The following is a 17,557-nucleotide window of genomic DNA, read 5'->3' as shown; positions in this document are numbered from 1 at the left end:
TACAACCTTTAGGAGTTTCCTGCTCTTATTTTACCACAAGTAAAACACTATGCGTACGCATAGTGCTTTACTCACTCTTTTTTCTCATCTCTCTCTTGTAATTTCGTTATTGTTGTAGCGTCCCCTAAATTACTTATTAATCTTCTTAAAAAAATTAATACGAAAGATAATGGCAATACTACCGCTAATATTAATAAAATAGCTTCCATTAAGTAACCCAAGCGCTCATCCCCCTCTTTACCTCCTTTTCAATATATGAAAACAGCGTTGTCACATATGCATGCATTTGCAAAAATAATACACCTATATTTGACAACTTTATAACAAAAACAAATCGGAATGATTATTATTTATTGCAACTTTATTAAAGATGTATTATACTAAGTTCGCAAACTAAAACGTAATTATTCCGTTTTGTATTAAAATGATATTTTTCTTCTATAATTGGGGAAAATATATCCGTAAAAAAGAAAAGAGGAGAACTTCATGCCTAAAAGATTGACTATATTTTCATTCTTACTTATTTTTACCTTAATTTTCGCTGGCTGCTCAAATAAAAAAGAAAGTAATGCCAAGAAAGATGGAAAGCTAACAGTTTATACAACGATTTTCCCACTTGCTGATTTCGCAAAGAAAATCGGTGGCGACTATGTAAATGTTGAAGCGATTTACCCACCTGGTGCAGATTCACATACATTTGAACCAAGTCAAAAACAAACAGTACAAGTTGCAAAAGCCGATTTATTTGTTTATAACGGCGCTGAATTAGAACCATTTGCTGAAAAAATGGAAAAAACATTACAAAAAGAAAATGTTAAAATTGTAAATGCATCTAAAGGTATTGAGCTTCGTGCTTCTACTGAAGAAGAGCATCATGATCATGGAGATGGCCATAAAGAAGATGAACATCATCACGATAAAGACCCGCATGTTTGGTTAGATCCTACTCTAGCAATGAAACAGGCAGAAAAAATTAAAAATGCACTTGTAGAATTACAACCTGAACATAAACAAGAATTCGAAAAAAACTTTGCAGCACTTCAAACTAAATTTACTGATTTAGACGATGGATTTAAGGCAGCTGTAGCGAACGCAAAAACGAAAGAAATTTTAGTTTCTCATGCTGCCTATGGTTACTGGGAACAACGATACGGCCTAAAACAAATTCCTATCGCTGGAATTTCAGCTTCTGATGAACCATCTCAAAAGCAGCTTGCTGACATTACAAAAACAGTAAAAGAACATAATCTAAAATATATTTTATTCGAAACATTCTCTACTCCAAAAGTAGCATCCGTAATTCAAAAAGAAACTGGTACAAAAGTTTTACGCTTAAATCACTTAGCTACTATTTCTGAAGATGATGCAAAAAATAATAAAGATTACTTCACTTTAATGGAAGAAAACGTAAATACATTGAAAGAAGCAACAAACTAATCCATTATATTTTCTAGGCAGCTGAATCTGTTATTCAGCTGCCTTTTTATGTATTTATCCTTGACTTGACCAAAATAACAAGTAAAATTATCCATATTAGCTTTAAAGCTATATTAATTTAGAAGGTGAGTTGGAATTATGAATCTTCACATTTGTGAAGTAACAGCAAAAAATTGGCGTTCAGTAGTTGCTTTAGACGTCGCAAAAGATCAGCAACAATTTATTGAAAGTAACGCGTTTTCTTTAGCAGAATCATTATATGAAGGAAACGGAACGTCAGTAGGTTTATATGATGGAGAAACACTTGTAGGATACGCAATGTATGGATGGTATTCAGTAAAACATAAAAGTGTATGGCTCGATCGCTTTATGATTGACCAACAATATCAAGGAAAAGGATACGCAAAACGTTTCCTTCGCTTACTCATTCAATTCTTACAAGAAAAATTTGAATGCAAAATAATTTACTTAAGTTTACATCCAGACAACAAACTTGCAATGGGACTGTATGAATCATTTGGTTTCCGCTTAAATGGGGATATTGATGATGAAGGTCCAGTTGTAGGTGTTGTAATGGAGTTACTAATAGACGAAAATACAAGCCTGTGAAAACAGGCTTTTTATTATACATTTATCAATTTTTAGTTTCTCCCCCTTATTTAATTCTGTTTTGCAATCTAATAGAATGCTCATAAAAAATAAGCCTGTAATTTACGCAGACTTATTTCACACACTCCTCGAAATGTTCTTGGAACCACTCTTTATTAATATCTCTTCCGATAAAAACTACTTCACTTACTCGCTCTTCGCCCTCTTGCCACTCTCTATCGTACGAAGCAGCAAATAACGTATGTACACCTTGGAAAACGATACGTTTATCTACTCCATCTATCGATAAAATTCCTTTGTAACGATATAAATATTCCCCTAGCTCTTGAACGACAGCTGACATCCACTCATTAAGCTTTTGTAAATCCAGCGGACGTTCTTCACGTAATACAAATGATTTCACACCTTCTAAGTGGTTATGTTCTTTATGAGGGTAAATTTGCAACGTATCTTTCGTTTTAAACGTTTGGATTTGTAATAAAGATGGTATATCTACCTCACAGTTAGTCGCCTCAATTAACTTTGCAGTCGGGTTAATTCCTTGAATTTCATGCAAGAGATTTTCTTTCTCATTCTCTTCAATTAAATCTAATTTATTTACTAAAACGACATCAGCAAACGCAATTTGCTCTTTTGCTTCTAATCCTTTTTCAAAATGTTTATGTATATGATAACTATCTACTACCGTTACAACACCGTTAATTTGGTAAGCAGATTGAATGACTGGATCTAAAAAGAATGTTTGAATAATCGGGCCTGGATTTGCAAGGCCAGTCGTTTCAATTACTAAACCATCAAAATCCATTTTCCCTTCCGCTTTTACGTCCAGTAACTGTTTTAAAGCAACGAGTAAATCTTCACGTACAGTACAGCATAAACAGCCATTTGTCATTTCCATAATTTCTTCTTCCACATTCATAATCAACTGATTATCAATGCCAATTTGCCCTATTTCATTTACAATCACCGCTAATTTCTTACCGTGATTTTCTGATAAAATACGATTTAATAATGTCGTTTTCCCAGATCCAAGAAAACCAGTTAATATTGTTACTGGAATCATTTCGTACATCTCCTTATAGCTATATGTTTCTACATTATAGCATATGAACACTCCCCCACTTAACAAAGCTTGAAGTGGGGGTTTCTAACGTTTCGACCTAACGGACGATTAACGTCAGGGGAGTTAACACATTAGCGAGCTGTTTCACGCCTAACCCCTCTATCCCATTTGTCCATGCATTTGGGATTACTTTTCGTAAAATGTTAGCCGCAGCATTTACATCTGCATTAATTAAAGTTTTATTTGCTGAACGATATATACCGCGCTTTATTCGTTTTCCTGAAAAAGTTGTATTTTGGTCATTTTCTCCATACGTTGGAATGAAGTCGTTATCCAGAAAACTTGCTTTCGATGTATATGATTCTTCAGTTACAACAACTTGAATGCCTACAGCATTTGCTTTGTATGTAATCATTTGAATCAGTAAATTATGCGGGATATGACAAAACGATTGGTTATTTCTTTTTCCCATATTCGTTTCTTGTTTCCAACTTTTGTTTTGACCAATAACGATTTTACAAACTTCTTCTTCTTGAGCTAGTTTTACGATGTGGTGACTAACTTTATGGAAGACGTCTTTTATTTTCAAGTAACGTTTTTGATGAAGTTTTTCTATCCTTTTAGAAGTAAAAGGTCCTTCATTCGTTTGTTTTCCATTTCTAAGAATGCTTGTAAAATGACTCTTCATTTTGTTGTAATATTGATTTATGCTTTTGACATGTTTGCCCTTAACAAGGACAGGTTTCATACCTGTGTTTGTTACGATGGTTGCAAGGTTATCAATCCCTAAATCAATACTCATATAACGAGCATTCTCTTCAATCATTTGTTGTTCAGAAGGAACATCAATTACCAATTCCACTACATATTCATTGTATTTTGGAATCACACGAACTTGTTTCAGTTTACCTTCAGTGAAACCTAGTTTCCCAATATTTAATTGCAATTTCGTCTTTGGAAACTTTAAAAATCTACCGTTTTTAATGATGCAATCTTGGTTTGTATACAGAATCTCTTTTTCAGAAGAACGAATATACTTTGGAATCCTAGGCATTCCATCATATTTGTTTGGATTCTTTTTATAGTCTTTTAAACTAGCAAAAAAAGATTTCCAATTTTGGAACAAACCTTTCATGATGGACTGGCTACATTGCGTAGGCAAAGCTCGATAATCATTTTGAATCATAGCCTTAAATAGTGCATCTAGAAAGTTGTAATCTACATAAGGTTTTTCAAAATTAGGTTCTGAAAACAAATTACATGTAATCTCTTTCTGTTCTTCTTTAGGCTTTACTTTCTCTTTTTCCAATTTCTTCCGATAGACAAGACGTTGTGTGTCATTCATCTTCCCAATATTTTTATGAATATTATCCAGAACTTCTTTTTGCAAAGGCTGCAACTCTTTTTCTTGTGTTAATCCAGTGTACACCTGGCGTATATAAAAGTTTGTGGTGTTGTACATATTCTTAGCGTTATGACAACATTCTTGAAAATAAGAATACATACGATGCCCTTTTTTTATCCAGATTTGAAGAGTTTTATAGTTTGATGGATTTTCTTTTGCTATTTTATTCACCTCCTTGTTAAGGATATTATAGCAAAAAAAGAACATACGTTTCCGTTTTTTTCTCAAAAATAAAATATTCCTTTCGATTCACCTCACCACCTTCATTTACGTTTAGAGATGGGAGTCCTCTCGAAAGGCATGATAGAAAAAATCGTTTTTATAGCAAAACATATTTATTGTCTGTACACCTAATTAACTATATAATAACATGTAGTAAGAAAGCCTTTTCAAAACATTATTATTCATCAAGGGGGTACTTATAATGGATCGAGTTCAAATGGCTGAAACGCTAGAATTTTCTCGTATTATTCAAGGATTTTGGCGTTTAGCAGAATGGAATATGACGAAACAAGAATTACTTTCTTTCATTGAAGATTGTATGGATATGGGAATCACTACTTTTGATCACGCTGATATTTACGGCGCATATACGTGTGAAGGGTTATTTGGCGAAGCTTTACAATTAAAGCCTTCCTTACGAGAAAACATGCAAATTATTACAAAGTGTGGAATCGCTCCCCCATCCCCGAAATTTCCAGAGCGATATGTTGCTCACTACAATACTAGTGCAGAGCATATTATGCAAAGTGTAGAAGCATCACTTAAAAATTTACATACAGATTATATTGACGTATTACTTATTCATCGTCCCGATCCTTTTATGGATCCAAATGAAGTGGCAAAAGCATTTTCACAATTAAAACAAGAAGGGAAAGTTCGTCACTTCGGTGTATCTAACTTCTTACCTTCACAATTTAATATGTTAAGTTCGTACTTAGATTTCCCGCTTATTACGAACCAGATTGAAGTTTCTGCATTGCAGCTTGAGCATTTTGAAAAAGGGACAATTGATTTATGCCAAGAAAAACGAATCAATCCAATGATTTGGTCACCTCTTGCTGGTGGGGAGATCTTTACTGGTCAATCAGAACGCGCCGTACGTGTACGTGAAACTGTGCAAAAAGTTGCTACTGAGCTAGGTGTTTCTAGTATAGATACGGTTATGTATGCTTGGTTACTTGCTCATCCAGCTAATATGATACCAATCGTTGGCTCTGGTAAATTAGATCGCGTAAAAACTGCCGCTCTTGCTACAAAAGTTAACTTAGACCGTCAACAATGGTTTACAATTTTCGAAAGCTCTAATGGACATCCTGTACCATAATGCATAAAAAGAAGAGCTGTTTTCTTACAGCTCTTCTTTTTCATATGTATTTCTAGTCATGGCAAATACACACATATCTCTTAATCCGTTTCCATCTACCGCAACACTCGCACTTTCTAACGTACCTTCTAACTTAAAACCTAATTTCTCAGGTATCGCTCTACTCTTCTTATTGAAAGAATCACAACGAATTTCTACACGATTTGCTTTTAATTCAGAAAAAGCGTAATCCGTTATACCTTTCGCAGCCTCTACCATATAGCCTTTTCCGCTAAACCTTGTATCAATCCAATATCCGATTTCAAATTGAGGTATATTCCAATTAATACGATGTAATCCGGCTGAAGCAATAAATTCACCTGTTTCTTTCGAAAATACTAGTAATCTTAAATCCTCACGTTGCAAAAATTGAATATGTGATTTTCTAATACTTTCTTCTACTTCTTGCTCTGTTTGCTCTTTTTGTGCAAACACCATCCAAGGTTTTAGTTCTTGTATTGAAGCCTGAATTGCATCATATACAACTTTACCATCTCCTGGTTTCGGCATTCGAATAAAAAGTCTGTCAGTATAAAATTCAGAAGGAAAATCGAATAATAACGGATTCACTGTAAACACTCCCTATATTTCTTTTATATATAATAATATCCATCTGAAGTTATATAGTAAAGAATTTTCTGAATTGAAAACCTTTTACTCATTCACTTCCACCGCTACACGAATTCCAGATTCAATCGCACCTTGAATCCATCCGTGATATAGCGTTGTATGATCTCCAGCGAAGAATATTCTCCCCTCTGGTTTGACAATCGCTGGTTGCAGCTCAGATTCTTGACCTGCTTGAAAAAGTGCAAATCCTCCAAGCGCATACGGATCCAATGTCCAGCTTTTTGAAATTCCAGATATGAACTCATCATACACTTGACCACCTAATATTGTTGCTAAGTTGTGTAATGCGTAATAAATACGATCCCCTTTTGATAAACCATCCCATAACAACGCGTCATAAGACCATGTATAGCTACCTAACATCATAGCCGGTCCTTTCTCCCCAATTCCATAACTTGGATAATAGGCATAACGAATTGGCAAATCTGTTATAATTCTGCCACCTAATTGTCCTTGTTCTTCCCAAAATCGGCTTTTAAATTGAATTCCTATTTTCGTCGCAGGCATATAATGTAATTCACGAATTGCTTTCCATTTTTCATGAGATATAGAATCAAACGGATCTACTTCTACAAAACGCATTGTCGAAAACGGAATGGTAACAATAACTAAATCTCCTGTAATACTACTATATTCAAAAGTTTCCTCGTTCCGATAGAAAGCTGTCACACCATTATCGTGTTGATGTAACTTCATTAATTTTTGATTATATATAATATTCTCTTCTAATTGCGGTAAAAATGACTTTGGCAATCTATCATTCCCGCCCACAATTTCACAAAATCCGCTCTCCTCTTGCATAATGTATAGAAAGCGTAAAGTCTCTACAAACGACCGTTCCAAAAAACCTTCTAAATCTAATAAAACACCAATCATCTCAATTGTTACTGGCGAAAAGTAAGTATTATACTGATAAGGATGATACTTTAAAAATTGTCCAGTAGAGTATCTCCCAAAATCCTTTACAACAATATCCCAATTTTTTTCTGGGTTCTTTTTTATAAAATTTATAATGGGCTGTACCGCTAACAATAATAATTCCTCTGACGTTTTTCCAACTTCATTCATTTCCACAGGATATCTTAGAATACTTGGATCTTTTTCATATTGTTTTAACGTCGTTTTCCGTCCATTTACGTATATAATATCCGTCTCATTCCTATTAATAAAAGGACTCACCTGTAGCCCAAATTTTCTTATATATGCCATCGTTAATGTATGCGAATACGGAATTCTCATTGCTCCAACATCTAAATATAATCCGGTATCTTCCATTCTCACTGTTTCAATACGGCCACCTACCCGGTTATTTGCTTCAAAAATTTTCACATCATGTCCTGCAGCCTTTAATAAAGATGCTGAAACTAACCCAGCCATACCAGCTCCCACTACAATAATCTGTTTTGGGCTTATCGTCTTCTTCAATCCTTTATCTATAACTTTTAACGCTTCATCCATTTCAGTGTTATACATTATATCTTTCTGCACAATTCCACCCCTTACTTCATCAAATGGACGTTAGTGGTTTAGTGCATTTTATTCATAAATCCCCATAAACATAACACCATTGCAATTTGAATATTCACTAAAAGTACATAAGAGACAGATCTCACTTTTCTTTATACTTCGTATAATATAGCAACTACAAAGAAGGAGTGGTTAAAAATGAAACATACTTATGACTACGATGCTACAAAAAAACATTTAGAATTAAAGAAACAAAACTTATGTAAAAAACTTAGCAATATGACACTATCTGAAAAAGAACGTGAACAACTAAAGCGTGAAATTGACAACTATGAATATATTTTAAATCTAGTCGAAATGAATCATTATGAACGCGGATTTTCTCGTTAAAAGCGGAAATAAGATTATCCGCTTTTCATTTTGAGCATTTCACTACGCATTTTTCATAAGTAAATATATAATAGGATGTACATTAAGATTGAGAGGTATATTCTATGATCAAGTTAAGTGTATTAGACCAATCACCTATTTCAGATGGTAGCACAGCAGCCCAAGCTTTTTCACATACAGTTACGCTTGCACAAGAAGTTGAAAAACTCGGATTCACACGTTTTTGGGTATCCGAACATCATAATTCCGTAAGCTTAGCTGGTTCAAGTCCAGAAATACTTATTTCTCATATTGCCGCAAAAACGGACCGTATTAGAGTCGGTTCAGGTGGTGTTATGTTACCGCATTATAGCCCATATAAAGTTGCTGAAAATTTCCGTGTTCTAGAAGCATTGTATCCGAACCGCATCGATCTCGGTGTTGGTAGAGCACCTGGTGGTATGCCAATAGCAACTCGCGCACTTCAAGAAGGGAAAATGGTCTCACTTGATCAATATCCAGAACAAATTGCAGACGTTGCAATGTACTTACATGATCAAGTACCAGAAAACCATCACTATGCAAACTTAAAAGCCACTCCAGTTATCCCAACGTCTCCTGAAATGTGGATGCTCGGTTCTAGCGGAGAGAGCGCTAAAATCGCTGCAAACAACGGAGCTTCTTTCGCATTTGCACAATTTATTAACGGCTTCGGAGGCCCTGAAGTTATGAGGGCTTACCAAGAACAATATGAGCCTTCATTTTTAGGAGATAAGCCTAATTCAATCGTTGCCATCTTTGTTATATGCGGAGAAACAAATGAAGAAGCGGAAAAAATTGCTTCTAGTTTAGATCTATCAATCTTATTATTAGAGCAAGGAAAACGAACTACTGGTACACCTTCTATTGAAACTGCTCAAAATTATTCATACAGCGCTTATGATTTATTCCGTATAAAAGAAAATCGTCAACGTATGATTGTTGGTGATCCGTCTTCTGTAAAAGAAAAAATAATAAACTTAAGCAAAGCATACAATACTGACGAATTTATGATTGTCACGATTACTCATCAATTTGAACATAAATTAAATTCTTATCGCTTACTAGCAAATGCTTTTAATTTATAATTCTAAAAAGAGATGCATCACATGTGATGCATCTCTTTTTCTTACTACTTATTGTTTTCATTTCCTATATATTCAATAGCTTCTTTTAATAGCTCTTCAAAGTTAATAGGATAATCATGATCTAAGTCAGGCACAACTTTATACTTATGTTCTATATTTTTCTCTCTTAATAGTTGTACAAATTGCTGCGTGGATTCGAAACAATCTTCATCTTGATCCCCGCATACTATATATCCTTTTATATGTTTATCCTTCAGCACTCTTAGCAACTCATCCCATTCTTCAATCTCGGGAAGCCATGGTGCCATAAAAACAAAACCATCTACATTTATATCTTGTTGTAAAATCGTATATAAAGCTACTCTCGCCCCTGCAGAAAAACCACCAATGATTACACTTTCTACTGTATGATTTTCTATAAACTTATTGTAATGCTCTTTTAATTCCTCTTTCCCTCTCTCTATGTCCTCCCAAACAAATCCATCTGAAAACTCAATTTGTGAAGACTGTGGTAAAGCTAACATATAATCTTGTATCAAAACAGATTTCCAATATGGTTCTACTATTTGTATATTTTCTTGGTTACCATGCAATGTAAATAGTAGATTTCCCTCTTTCTTACTGTATATATATTTCACATCTGGTCTTTCCTTTTTATGTGCTAATTCTTCTCTTTCTTTACATAATTGCACCATTGTATGAAATTCTTCAAATTTATGTAGTGATTTTAAATCTTCATCGGAAATTAAATACTCATTTCCATACCAGAATCCCTTTTCTATAATGGCCTCTCTCATTAAATGTAATGCTTCTTTTTCAAGTCCCGATGCACTTGCGAGTGCATACTTAAAATTATATATTTGCGCCTCATTCCCTATTACACCTGTAGCGTTTTCCATTATATAATTGTACGCTTCAAAACTTCCTTTATTTGCATAACAACGTAACGTTTCATTTAATAATTGAATGTAAGTCATACTATTTTTCATGTACCAATTCCCCCGCAACTTTTTATAATATTTATTTTGCGAATCTTTATACCACTTTGTATAACCCACGCTAACAATACCTTATTCTCAAAATGATGCTTAATAGTTGCTCTTCCCTGTCCAATACATTTAGTATAAATAAGAATAGACTGAAAAATCAATATTTTAACAAACAAAAAAAGACAACAATATATGTATTGTTGTTTTCATTACGTCTACCCACTCTTTTGTTTTTTTCTATCTGGTTTACTTGAAACTAAATAATGTTTTTCTGAAATATATAAGTCTCTTTTTAAGCTACGATTTAAGTAAGGTCCTAATTTCATTCCACATATGAGGCGATCTTCGCTACCTTCAACAATTGGGAACATTTCTTTTTCTGTTACGTATTGATCTACTGCCTTTTGTACGACATCAATTTCTTTCACTAGGTTTAAATTTTCTGCTGTATGTTCAAATACCTCAAGCGTTTCCTTCGTTATGAGAAAATCATTTGTTGGAAATGCAGGTAAATACGGTTTTAACAAATCATAATTTACTGTATAATCTTCATTTACTAATACTGTATAAACGATATTAGCATTCGTTTCTAAAAACTGAGCCATCGCTTGTTCTAATTCATCTTTCGTAATTTCCCGCTCTTCTTTTCCAGTTCTGAAAAAGCGAAACATCGCATCGCCTCCTTTTTACTATATTATAGCATAAAAGAAAACTGAAAAATCATAAAAAACCCATTGAAATAATTTTTCAATGGGTTTTTTTATATTTTTTATCGTTATTTTAAGAATGCACTTAGCATCCATACATGTTGTTCTAATGTTGTATGAATTGCTAACAGCATGTCAGCTGATGTTTCATCGCCAGCTTCACCCGCAACTTCCATACCTTCTTTTAATTCTTGAATAAGTGCAGAATAATCATTCACTAATGTTTGCACCATTTCTTCTGCAGATTCTTTGCTTGTCCCTTCGCTGACACTAGATGTTGCAAGATATTCTTTCATTGTCGCTAATGGTTTACCTTCTAAAGCTAAAATACGTTCTGCTAACTCATCAATATACGTTCCAGCTTCATTATAAAACTCTTCAAATTTCTCATGTAATGTAAAGAAGTGTGGCCCTGTCACATACCAGTGATAATTATGTAATTTAACATATAACACATTCCAGTTTGCTACCTGCTTGTTTAATACTTCAACAACATTTGTTTTCGTACTCATACAATCACTCCTCTTATCATTTTGTAATGTTTATCTTTTAATAACTTAATTACATTTTACCATACATTCCCTTTCCTTTCGAACAATTGGCTTATATGTAACAAAGTTTTAACACCTTTAATGCTTCCCTAATATCATTTAATTCATGTATTTTTTCAACCACTTCATACGTCTAATTGTCCAAGCTCATACATATGCATAATAGTACATCAAGCTCATCATAGTAGAAAGAGGGATAACATGGACAATCAACAATGGCAAGTAGCAAAGAAAGTAGCTGCTACTTATATCGGAACTGTCGTTGGAGCTGGATTTGCTACTGGACGAGAAATTGTTGAATTTTTCACAGTGAATGGATTATACGGGACAATTGGCATATGTGTAAGTGGATTTTTTTTTATTTGGCTTGGCACAAAGATGATGTTACTTTCATCACAAATCGGGGCATTTTCAGCGCAAGAATTTAACAAATATTTATTTGGGGATGTATTTGGGAATGTTGTAAACACATTATTATTACTCGTTTTATTCGGCGTAACGAGCGTTATGTTATCAGGGGCTGGTGCAGTATTTGAAGAGCAACTTCGCTTACCAAGACAACTCGGTATTCTCATTACAGTTATCGCTTGTCTCATTATAAGTAGCCGCGGGTTACAAGGTGTTTTTGAAGTAAATACACTTGTCGTACCTATTATGATGATTTTTATTATCGGACTTGCTATTACAACCTTTTTTCACGGTACACCTCCTATTAATAACACTATTCCTGCAGAGAGCTGGAATATGAAATGGATTACTAGCCCTATTACATATGTCGCCTTAAACCTTTCTCTCGCCCAAAGTGTTCTCGTCCCATTAGCCAGTGAAGTAAAGGATCGAAAAGCCATTTTTTTGGGTGGGATTTTAGGTGGTGCTGGACTTTCTTTAATTTTATTATGCAGCCATTTAGCAATCTTATCAGTCGATCAATTTTATCAATATAACATCCCAATGGCTGAAGTCATAAGAAGATTTAATGCAACTTTTCACTTCTTCTTCGTTCTCATTATTTTCGGTGAAGTTTTCACAACTTTAGTTGGTAATGTGTTCGGAATGACAAAACAGATGCAATCTATTACTGGGTGGAAAAATCACAATATTATTTTCTTCATTTTACTAATTAGTTATTGCTTTAGTTACATCGGTTACAGTGACTTACTTCACATTCTATATCCTATCATCGGATGGGTAAGTATTGTTATACTTCCAATCATTGCGTTTAAACAACTTCAAAAAACATAAAAAAGCATCCATGTTATTGGATGCTTTTTTATGTTCATTCACAATCATCACATACTTCCCAGTACGGTCCCATTTCTAATGCTAAATACGGCTTTAACTGCAACCGAATCATTCGACTAGGCATGCGTTCTAAAACAAATTGAATACCTTCTTCATCTTCGTCTAATTCAACTTTTGAAATCGTAATTTTTTGCATAGTCGTAATGGGAATTCCATCTTTATATAAAGTGATTTTCACCTCATCGTATTCATTAAAATACAATTCGACACTCATTTGATTTTTCAGTATTTCATCACCAATTTTAAATGTATCATTTTGTTCTTGGATTATATATTTCCATCCGCCTCTATCTTCTTTCGGAGCTGTTTGAAATAATGTCTCCAAATCCTCGTATAGCATAAGATAACCCCTCTCTTACTAAAAAACGATGAGTATTTTATATACCCTTTATCTCTATCACTATCCATAGCTATTGTACCATATATCACCGTTCTTACCGTATTCATTTGCTTCATACACACTTATAAAATAACTAATTCTATCTCCATTATTATGTATATTACCTCATTACTCCATACACTCTTACAAGTTCAAATAACGACAGACTTTAATCCATGCAAATATTGTCTACTCTCCGCTTTTATTAGCTCACAGCATTCACACTTTTACATATAGTAAGACTACCACAAATAAAAAAGGAGAGTGACTTATACCACTCCCCTTAAAAGAACTTCCCTATAGCTGCTAAAACTAATACGATTATTAAAATTGCAAATAATAATGAGACAATGAAACTAAAAATAGGTAACGCTTTCTTTTCATTCTTCTTAAATAGTAACTTTAAACTAAGAAAAATATTTACTGGTACAAGTATAAAATAAAAATATTTAACAATTTGCACCGAGCTATTCGAAAGTGTTTTTAATATAAACACTTCAATTAGAAAAACAATAAAAAATGAAATACTTAGCCAAAATGAGACGTAACTAAGCCAAGAATGTCTTTTTGTCCCCCAATACACTCCCATAATACTCTCCTTTTATTTGTATTCTATAGGTTAATAATTATACACAAAGCTAACAAACACCTCTATTTTTCGACAAATATTATGCAAAATACCATTTTAAACGTCATAAAGGAAGTTTACATCTCCATTTGATTTTACATAATAAAACAGACTACCCTCTAGTGTCATAATGCTACTAGGGGGAGTCTGTTCTCTATTAAACTTTAAATCTCTCAATTAATACTTGCAATTCTTCAGCCATTTGAGATAGCGTACCCGCCGCTGATCCAATTTCCTCCATCGAAGCTAGCTGTTCTTCAGCTGAAGCCGCAACATTTTGTGTGCTTGTCGCATTATTTTGTGCTGTCATTGCAATTTGTCCTACTGAAATAGATACTTCATTTGCCCCTTTTGACATTCCATTAGCCGTTTCAACCATCGTCTTAATTTGATTAGCTATTTCATTTGTAGATTGTAAAATTTCAGCAAAATTTTGCTTCGTTTCATTTGCAATAACAAGTCCAGATTGAACTTCTTCATTTACATGATTCATTGATTTGACTGTCTTACCCATATCGTCTTGTATTTCGCCTATTAATTTACTAATTTCACTGGAAGATATGCTAGACTGCTCTGCCAATTTACGTACTTCATCTGCAACAATTGCAAAACCTCTTCCATGTTCACCAGCTCTTGCCGCTTCAATTGCCGCATTTAAAGCTAGAAGATTTGTTTGATCTGCAATGTTTTGAATTACTTCCAATATATCACCAATTTGTTTTGATTTATTATTTAATAACTGTATAACAGCATCTGATTGTGAAACCGATTCTGCAATAGACTGCATCTGGTTTACTGTTCTTCCTACTAGTTTCCCACCATCTTCTGCTTTTTCACGAGTATGAGCAGAAGCGATATTAATAGATGATGAACTATTTGCTACATGCTGAATTCCTTCCGTTACATCAAACAGTAACATAGCACCATTTTCTACACTTGTTGTTTGCGTCGTTGCCCCACTTGATATTTCATCCATTGCTGTTGTAATTTGCTCAGTTGCTTCACTCGCTTGTCTTACACTTGCAGTTAGTTCTTCTGATGCTGCTGCAACATGTCCTGCCGAAGTGTTAATCCTTCCAATTAACGTCCGTAATGAATTTGTCATCTCGTTAAAACCTTTCGCAAGTTGACCAATTTCATCATTAGAATGAATTTCAATTGTTTGCGTTAAATCCCCTTCACTTATTTCTTTAGAAGTGATAACTAGTCTCTTTAAAGGCTTCGTAATTGAAAGTGTCACAAAATAAATAAGTACTCCACCTACTACTAACGAAATAAGCATAACAATTAACATATTATAAAATACAGGTTGAGCAGCTTCAATTACTTCAGTTGCGTACATCGTCCCACCAATTTTCCAACCTGTTTTTACGTTTGTAGCAAATACCATATTCTTTTCACTACCACCATAAGAATATGTAAAAGCACCATGATTATCTTCATAAATTTTCTTTGCCCAAGAATCAGCTGCTTTATCCCCTGATTTTTCTTGTGGATGAGCAATGATTTTTTGCTTTCCATCTAAAATGAAGGCATATCCTTTTTTACCAATATTGATTAACTTTGTTGTTTTTAATAAATTGTCTAAACTTAAATCTAGCGCAACAACCCCATTTTTATCTTCTGTTTGTTTTGCAATCGTTACGACAATATGTCCATTTCCTTTTGCCTTATATGGCTCGCTAACAACAATACCACCTTGTTTTGCCACTGCATCTTTATACCAAGGTCGTGTTGTTGGATCATAATCTGCTGCCATTTGTATATTTGGTTCCTGTACAAATTTCTTATCATTACCGGCAACATACACTTGTTCAACATCTATATTCAAATTGATATACTGAGATAATGTCTTTCTTAGCTCATCCTGATTATCCCCTTGATACATATTCCCTTGAATTACTCGTGCAAAGTTATTCACATCGTTAAATTTTGCTTCAATCATTTGATTGATTAAATTATCTAATATTTTTATATTATCGTTAGCACTACTCGTAATTTGTGATTCAAAATTCTTTTTAGCAGTTTGATAAGACATGCCCCCGATTATAGAAACGGCTGCAATTAAAATTACAAAGAATGAAATTAATAGCTTTTTTGCTACTTTCATATCACGAAACAAATTTAATAGTTTACCCATTATGAACCTCCTAATTTTCAAATTTAAAAGTTAAATTGAGTTAATTATAAATATTTCCCATTCCTTAATTATTATTTTCATAACCTATTATGGTGAATACTTTGTAAAGTTTAAACAATTAATTTCCCTTTGTCTATATATATGAATAATATTATTATAAAATTTACAAATAGAAAAAACCAAAGGGGCCCCTTTGGTTTTTACATTTTTTTATGTTGTTTAGAAATTTTCTTCCATTTATCACGCTCTGCTCTGGCAAGGATTGCATCTTGTTTCCTCATAAAATACGCCAGTTCTCTTTGTAATTTTTTATAGCTTTTCAAACGATCTATCGTAATAAGTCCGTTTTCAATTGCACTATACACCGCGCATCCTGGTTCATTCTCATGCTTACAATCACGGAAACGACATGTTGTCGCAAGTTCTTCAATATCAGAGAATGCTGTTTGAATCGCTTCGCTGCCTTCCCAAAGTTGCAATTCCCTCATGCCAGGCGTATCAATCACGAGAGCGCCACTAGGCAATTGGAATAATTCTCGATGCGTTGTCGTATGCCTCCCCCTACTATCCTCTTCACGTATATCTCCCGTTTTTGCTACATCAATTCCTATTAGAGCATTTAACAAAGTTGACTTTCCTACCCCTGATGATCCAACTAAAGCAATTGTTTTCCCTGAAGAAACGAATTGTTTCAACGAATCTATACCTGTATGCTCTAAACTATCAACAACGAAAATAGGAACACCAATTGCTATAGCTTCCGTTTCTACAATTTTCTCTTCCACATCATTACATATACTACTCTTTGTTAAAACAATAACTGGCATAGCGCCGCTTTCATACGCTAATAATAAATAACGTTCCATCCTTCTAACATTAAAATCATGATTAAGTGCATTCACTAAAAATAAATAATCTACATTTGCTGCTATAATCTGTTCTTCTGTTCTTGTTCCAGCCTCTTGTCTTGAGAAAGAGCTTCTTCGCTGGAAAATACGATGAATAATCGCTTTCTTTTCATCTTCTATTTTCTTTATATACACCCAATCACCAACTGCTGGATAATCGCCTTTCGTAATCGCTTCATGCCGAAACTTCCCAGACAGTTCTGCCATATATTCACCATCATTACAAATAATGCGATATATATGCTTATGCTCAAGTAAAATACGACCTACTTCATAATTTTTCTCTGTAACTTGTTCTTCAAAAAATGAATCCCAGCCGAAAGATTCTAAAATATTTTGATTCAAATAAATATCCTCCCTAGTTTGTACTAAGTGGAAGGATTGCGAATTACCTTATATAATATCGCCCTTTCCATCCACCTTTGTATTTGGTTGATTATTCATATAAGTTATTTTCGCCATAATACATCACCCCGTTCT

General features: G+C 33.9%; 18 protein-coding genes. 6 read left to right on the top strand and 12 right to left on the bottom strand.

What is annotated here, in order from left to right:
- Nucleotides 1-71 precede the first annotated feature (71 nt).
- Nucleotides 72-221, bottom strand: coding sequence for a hypothetical protein (locus tag BHV55_RS10195; RefSeq protein WP_000540932.1), 150 nt, complete (start codon nt 219-221; stop codon nt 72-74).
- Between the two features lie 265 nt (nt 222-486).
- On the opposite strand from BHV55_RS10195, the gene BHV55_RS10190 reads away from it, so the two are divergent.
- Nucleotides 487-1,437, top strand: coding sequence for a metal ABC transporter substrate-binding protein (locus BHV55_RS10190; protein WP_001126151.1), 951 nt, complete (start codon nt 487-489; stop codon nt 1,435-1,437).
- Between the two features lie 138 nt (nt 1,438-1,575).
- Entirely contained in the window at nt 1,576-2,046 is a 471-nt protein-coding gene (locus BHV55_RS10185; protein ID WP_001048677.1) for a GNAT family N-acetyltransferase, read from the top strand.
- Nucleotides 2,047-2,158: 112 nt separating this feature from the next.
- Here the strand turns inward: BHV55_RS10185 and BHV55_RS10180 are convergent, their stop codons facing one another.
- Together BHV55_RS10180 and BHV55_RS10175 are read right to left on the bottom strand one after the other, a co-directional pair.
- A complete protein-coding gene (locus BHV55_RS10180; RefSeq protein WP_000613422.1) occupies nt 2,159-3,109 on the bottom strand; it encodes a CobW family GTP-binding protein in 951 nt (316 codons plus the stop codon).
- Nucleotides 3,110-3,206: 97 nt separating this feature from the next.
- Complete coding sequence (locus BHV55_RS10175) at nt 3,207-4,676, bottom strand: RNA-guided endonuclease InsQ/TnpB family protein (RefSeq protein ID WP_001040871.1); 1,470 nt, start codon at nt 4,674-4,676, stop codon at nt 3,207-3,209.
- Nucleotides 4,677-4,938: 262 nt separating this feature from the next.
- On the opposite strand from BHV55_RS10175, the gene BHV55_RS10170 reads away from it, so the two are divergent.
- A complete protein-coding gene (locus BHV55_RS10170; RefSeq protein ID WP_000376357.1) occupies nt 4,939-5,841 on the top strand; it encodes an aldo/keto reductase in 903 nt (300 codons plus the stop codon).
- A 24-nt stretch (nt 5,842-5,865) separates the two neighbouring features.
- Here BHV55_RS10170 and BHV55_RS10165 read toward each other — a convergent pair whose 3' ends face one another.
- Entirely contained in the window at nt 5,866-6,450 is a 585-nt protein-coding gene (locus tag BHV55_RS10165) for a GNAT family N-acetyltransferase (RefSeq protein WP_070757514.1), read from the bottom strand.
- Between the two features lie 84 nt (nt 6,451-6,534).
- Nucleotides 6,535-7,998, bottom strand: coding sequence for a flavin monoamine oxidase family protein (locus tag BHV55_RS10160; protein WP_048568920.1), 1,464 nt, complete (start codon nt 7,996-7,998; stop codon nt 6,535-6,537).
- A 177-nt stretch (nt 7,999-8,175) separates the two neighbouring features.
- Here BHV55_RS10160 and BHV55_RS10155 point away from each other — a divergent pair, with 177 nt between their 5' ends.
- Nucleotides 8,176-8,367, top strand: coding sequence for a DUF3896 family protein (locus tag BHV55_RS10155; RefSeq protein ID WP_000683359.1), 192 nt, complete (start codon nt 8,176-8,178; stop codon nt 8,365-8,367).
- A gap of 104 nt (nt 8,368-8,471) precedes the next feature.
- Nucleotides 8,472-9,473 carry an LLM class flavin-dependent oxidoreductase gene (locus BHV55_RS10150; RefSeq protein WP_000594042.1) on the top strand — a complete coding sequence of 334 codons (1,002 nt, stop codon included), beginning with the start codon at nt 8,472-8,474 and terminating at the stop codon, nt 9,471-9,473.
- Nucleotides 9,474-9,517: 44 nt separating this feature from the next.
- Here BHV55_RS10150 and BHV55_RS10145 read toward each other — a convergent pair whose 3' ends face one another.
- The 3 genes from BHV55_RS10145 to BHV55_RS10135 form a co-directional block, all read right to left on the bottom strand.
- Nucleotides 9,518-10,462 carry an alpha/beta hydrolase gene (locus tag BHV55_RS10145; RefSeq protein WP_070757516.1) on the bottom strand — a complete coding sequence of 315 codons (945 nt, stop codon included), beginning with the start codon at nt 10,460-10,462 and terminating at the stop codon, nt 9,518-9,520.
- Nucleotides 10,463-10,677: 215 nt separating this feature from the next.
- Nucleotides 10,678-11,133, bottom strand: a complete 456-nt coding sequence (locus tag BHV55_RS10140) for a DUF3939 domain-containing protein (protein ID WP_000488209.1) — start codon at nt 11,131-11,133, stop codon at nt 10,678-10,680.
- 104 nt (nt 11,134-11,237) lie between these two features.
- A complete protein-coding gene (locus BHV55_RS10135) occupies nt 11,238-11,681 on the bottom strand; it encodes a Dps family protein (RefSeq protein ID WP_000105199.1) in 444 nt (147 codons plus the stop codon).
- A gap of 240 nt (nt 11,682-11,921) precedes the next feature.
- Between BHV55_RS10135 and BHV55_RS10130 the strand changes: the two genes are divergently transcribed.
- Nucleotides 11,922-12,962: a YkvI family membrane protein gene (locus tag BHV55_RS10130; RefSeq protein ID WP_070757518.1), complete on the top strand. Its 1,041-nt coding sequence runs from the start codon at nt 11,922-11,924 to the stop codon at nt 12,960-12,962.
- 34 nt (nt 12,963-12,996) lie between these two features.
- Here the strand turns inward: BHV55_RS10130 and BHV55_RS10125 are convergent, their stop codons facing one another.
- The 4 genes from BHV55_RS10125 to rsgA form a co-directional block, all read right to left on the bottom strand.
- Complete coding sequence (locus BHV55_RS10125) at nt 12,997-13,362, bottom strand: DUF3979 family protein (protein WP_000965059.1); 366 nt, start codon at nt 13,360-13,362, stop codon at nt 12,997-12,999.
- 322 nt (nt 13,363-13,684) lie between these two features.
- The gene (locus tag BHV55_RS10120) at nt 13,685-13,990 is read right to left on the bottom strand and encodes a hypothetical protein (RefSeq protein ID WP_000539571.1); all 306 of its coding nucleotides are present in this window, start codon (nt 13,988-13,990) and stop codon (nt 13,685-13,687) included.
- A 196-nt stretch (nt 13,991-14,186) separates the two neighbouring features.
- Entirely contained in the window at nt 14,187-16,169 is a 1,983-nt protein-coding gene (locus BHV55_RS10115; RefSeq protein ID WP_000517294.1) for a methyl-accepting chemotaxis protein, read from the bottom strand.
- A gap of 200 nt (nt 16,170-16,369) precedes the next feature.
- A complete protein-coding gene (rsgA, locus tag BHV55_RS10110; RefSeq protein WP_001073075.1) occupies nt 16,370-17,422 on the bottom strand; it encodes a ribosome small subunit-dependent GTPase A in 1,053 nt (350 codons plus the stop codon).
- Between the last annotated feature and the right edge of the window lie 135 nt (nt 17,423-17,557).

Origin of the sequence: Bacillus sp. RZ2MS9 (assembly GCF_001816185.2) — a bacterium.
Lineage (GTDB): Bacteria > Bacillota > Bacilli > Bacillales > Bacillaceae_G > Bacillus_A > Bacillus_A cereus.
The sequence above is the reverse complement of the archived record's forward strand: the minus strand, read 5'-3'. Positions and strand labels throughout refer to the sequence as shown.

Excerpts from the sequence above, each read along its gene's own strand:
- BHV55_RS10145 (WP_070757516.1), bottom strand. The coding sequence starts at position 10,462 with ATGAAAAATAGTATGACTTACATTCAATTATTAAATGAAACGTTACGT.
- BHV55_RS10185 (WP_001048677.1), top strand. The coding sequence starts at position 1,576 with ATGAATCTTCACATTTGTGAAGTAACAGCAAAAAATTGGCGTTCAGTA.
- BHV55_RS10125 (WP_000965059.1), bottom strand. The coding sequence starts at position 13,362 with ATGCTATACGAGGATTTGGAGACATTATTTCAAACAGCTCCGAAAGAA.
- BHV55_RS10180 (WP_000613422.1), bottom strand. The coding sequence starts at position 3,109 with ATGATTCCAGTAACAATATTAACTGGTTTTCTTGGATCTGGGAAAACG.
- BHV55_RS10190 (WP_001126151.1), top strand. The coding sequence starts at position 487 with ATGCCTAAAAGATTGACTATATTTTCATTCTTACTTATTTTTACCTTA.
- BHV55_RS10120 (WP_000539571.1), bottom strand. The coding sequence starts at position 13,990 with ATGGGAGTGTATTGGGGGACAAAAAGACATTCTTGGCTTAGTTACGTC.
- BHV55_RS10115 (WP_000517294.1), bottom strand. The coding sequence starts at position 16,169 with ATGGGTAAACTATTAAATTTGTTTCGTGATATGAAAGTAGCAAAAAAG.
- BHV55_RS10155 (WP_000683359.1), top strand. The coding sequence starts at position 8,176 with ATGAAACATACTTATGACTACGATGCTACAAAAAAACATTTAGAATTA.
- BHV55_RS10170 (WP_000376357.1), top strand. The coding sequence starts at position 4,939 with ATGGATCGAGTTCAAATGGCTGAAACGCTAGAATTTTCTCGTATTATT.
- BHV55_RS10150 (WP_000594042.1), top strand. The coding sequence starts at position 8,472 with ATGATCAAGTTAAGTGTATTAGACCAATCACCTATTTCAGATGGTAGC.
- BHV55_RS10130 (WP_070757518.1), top strand. The coding sequence starts at position 11,922 with ATGGACAATCAACAATGGCAAGTAGCAAAGAAAGTAGCTGCTACTTAT.
- BHV55_RS10135 (WP_000105199.1), bottom strand. The coding sequence starts at position 11,681 with ATGAGTACGAAAACAAATGTTGTTGAAGTATTAAACAAGCAGGTAGCA.
- BHV55_RS10140 (WP_000488209.1), bottom strand. The coding sequence starts at position 11,133 with ATGTTTCGCTTTTTCAGAACTGGAAAAGAAGAGCGGGAAATTACGAAA.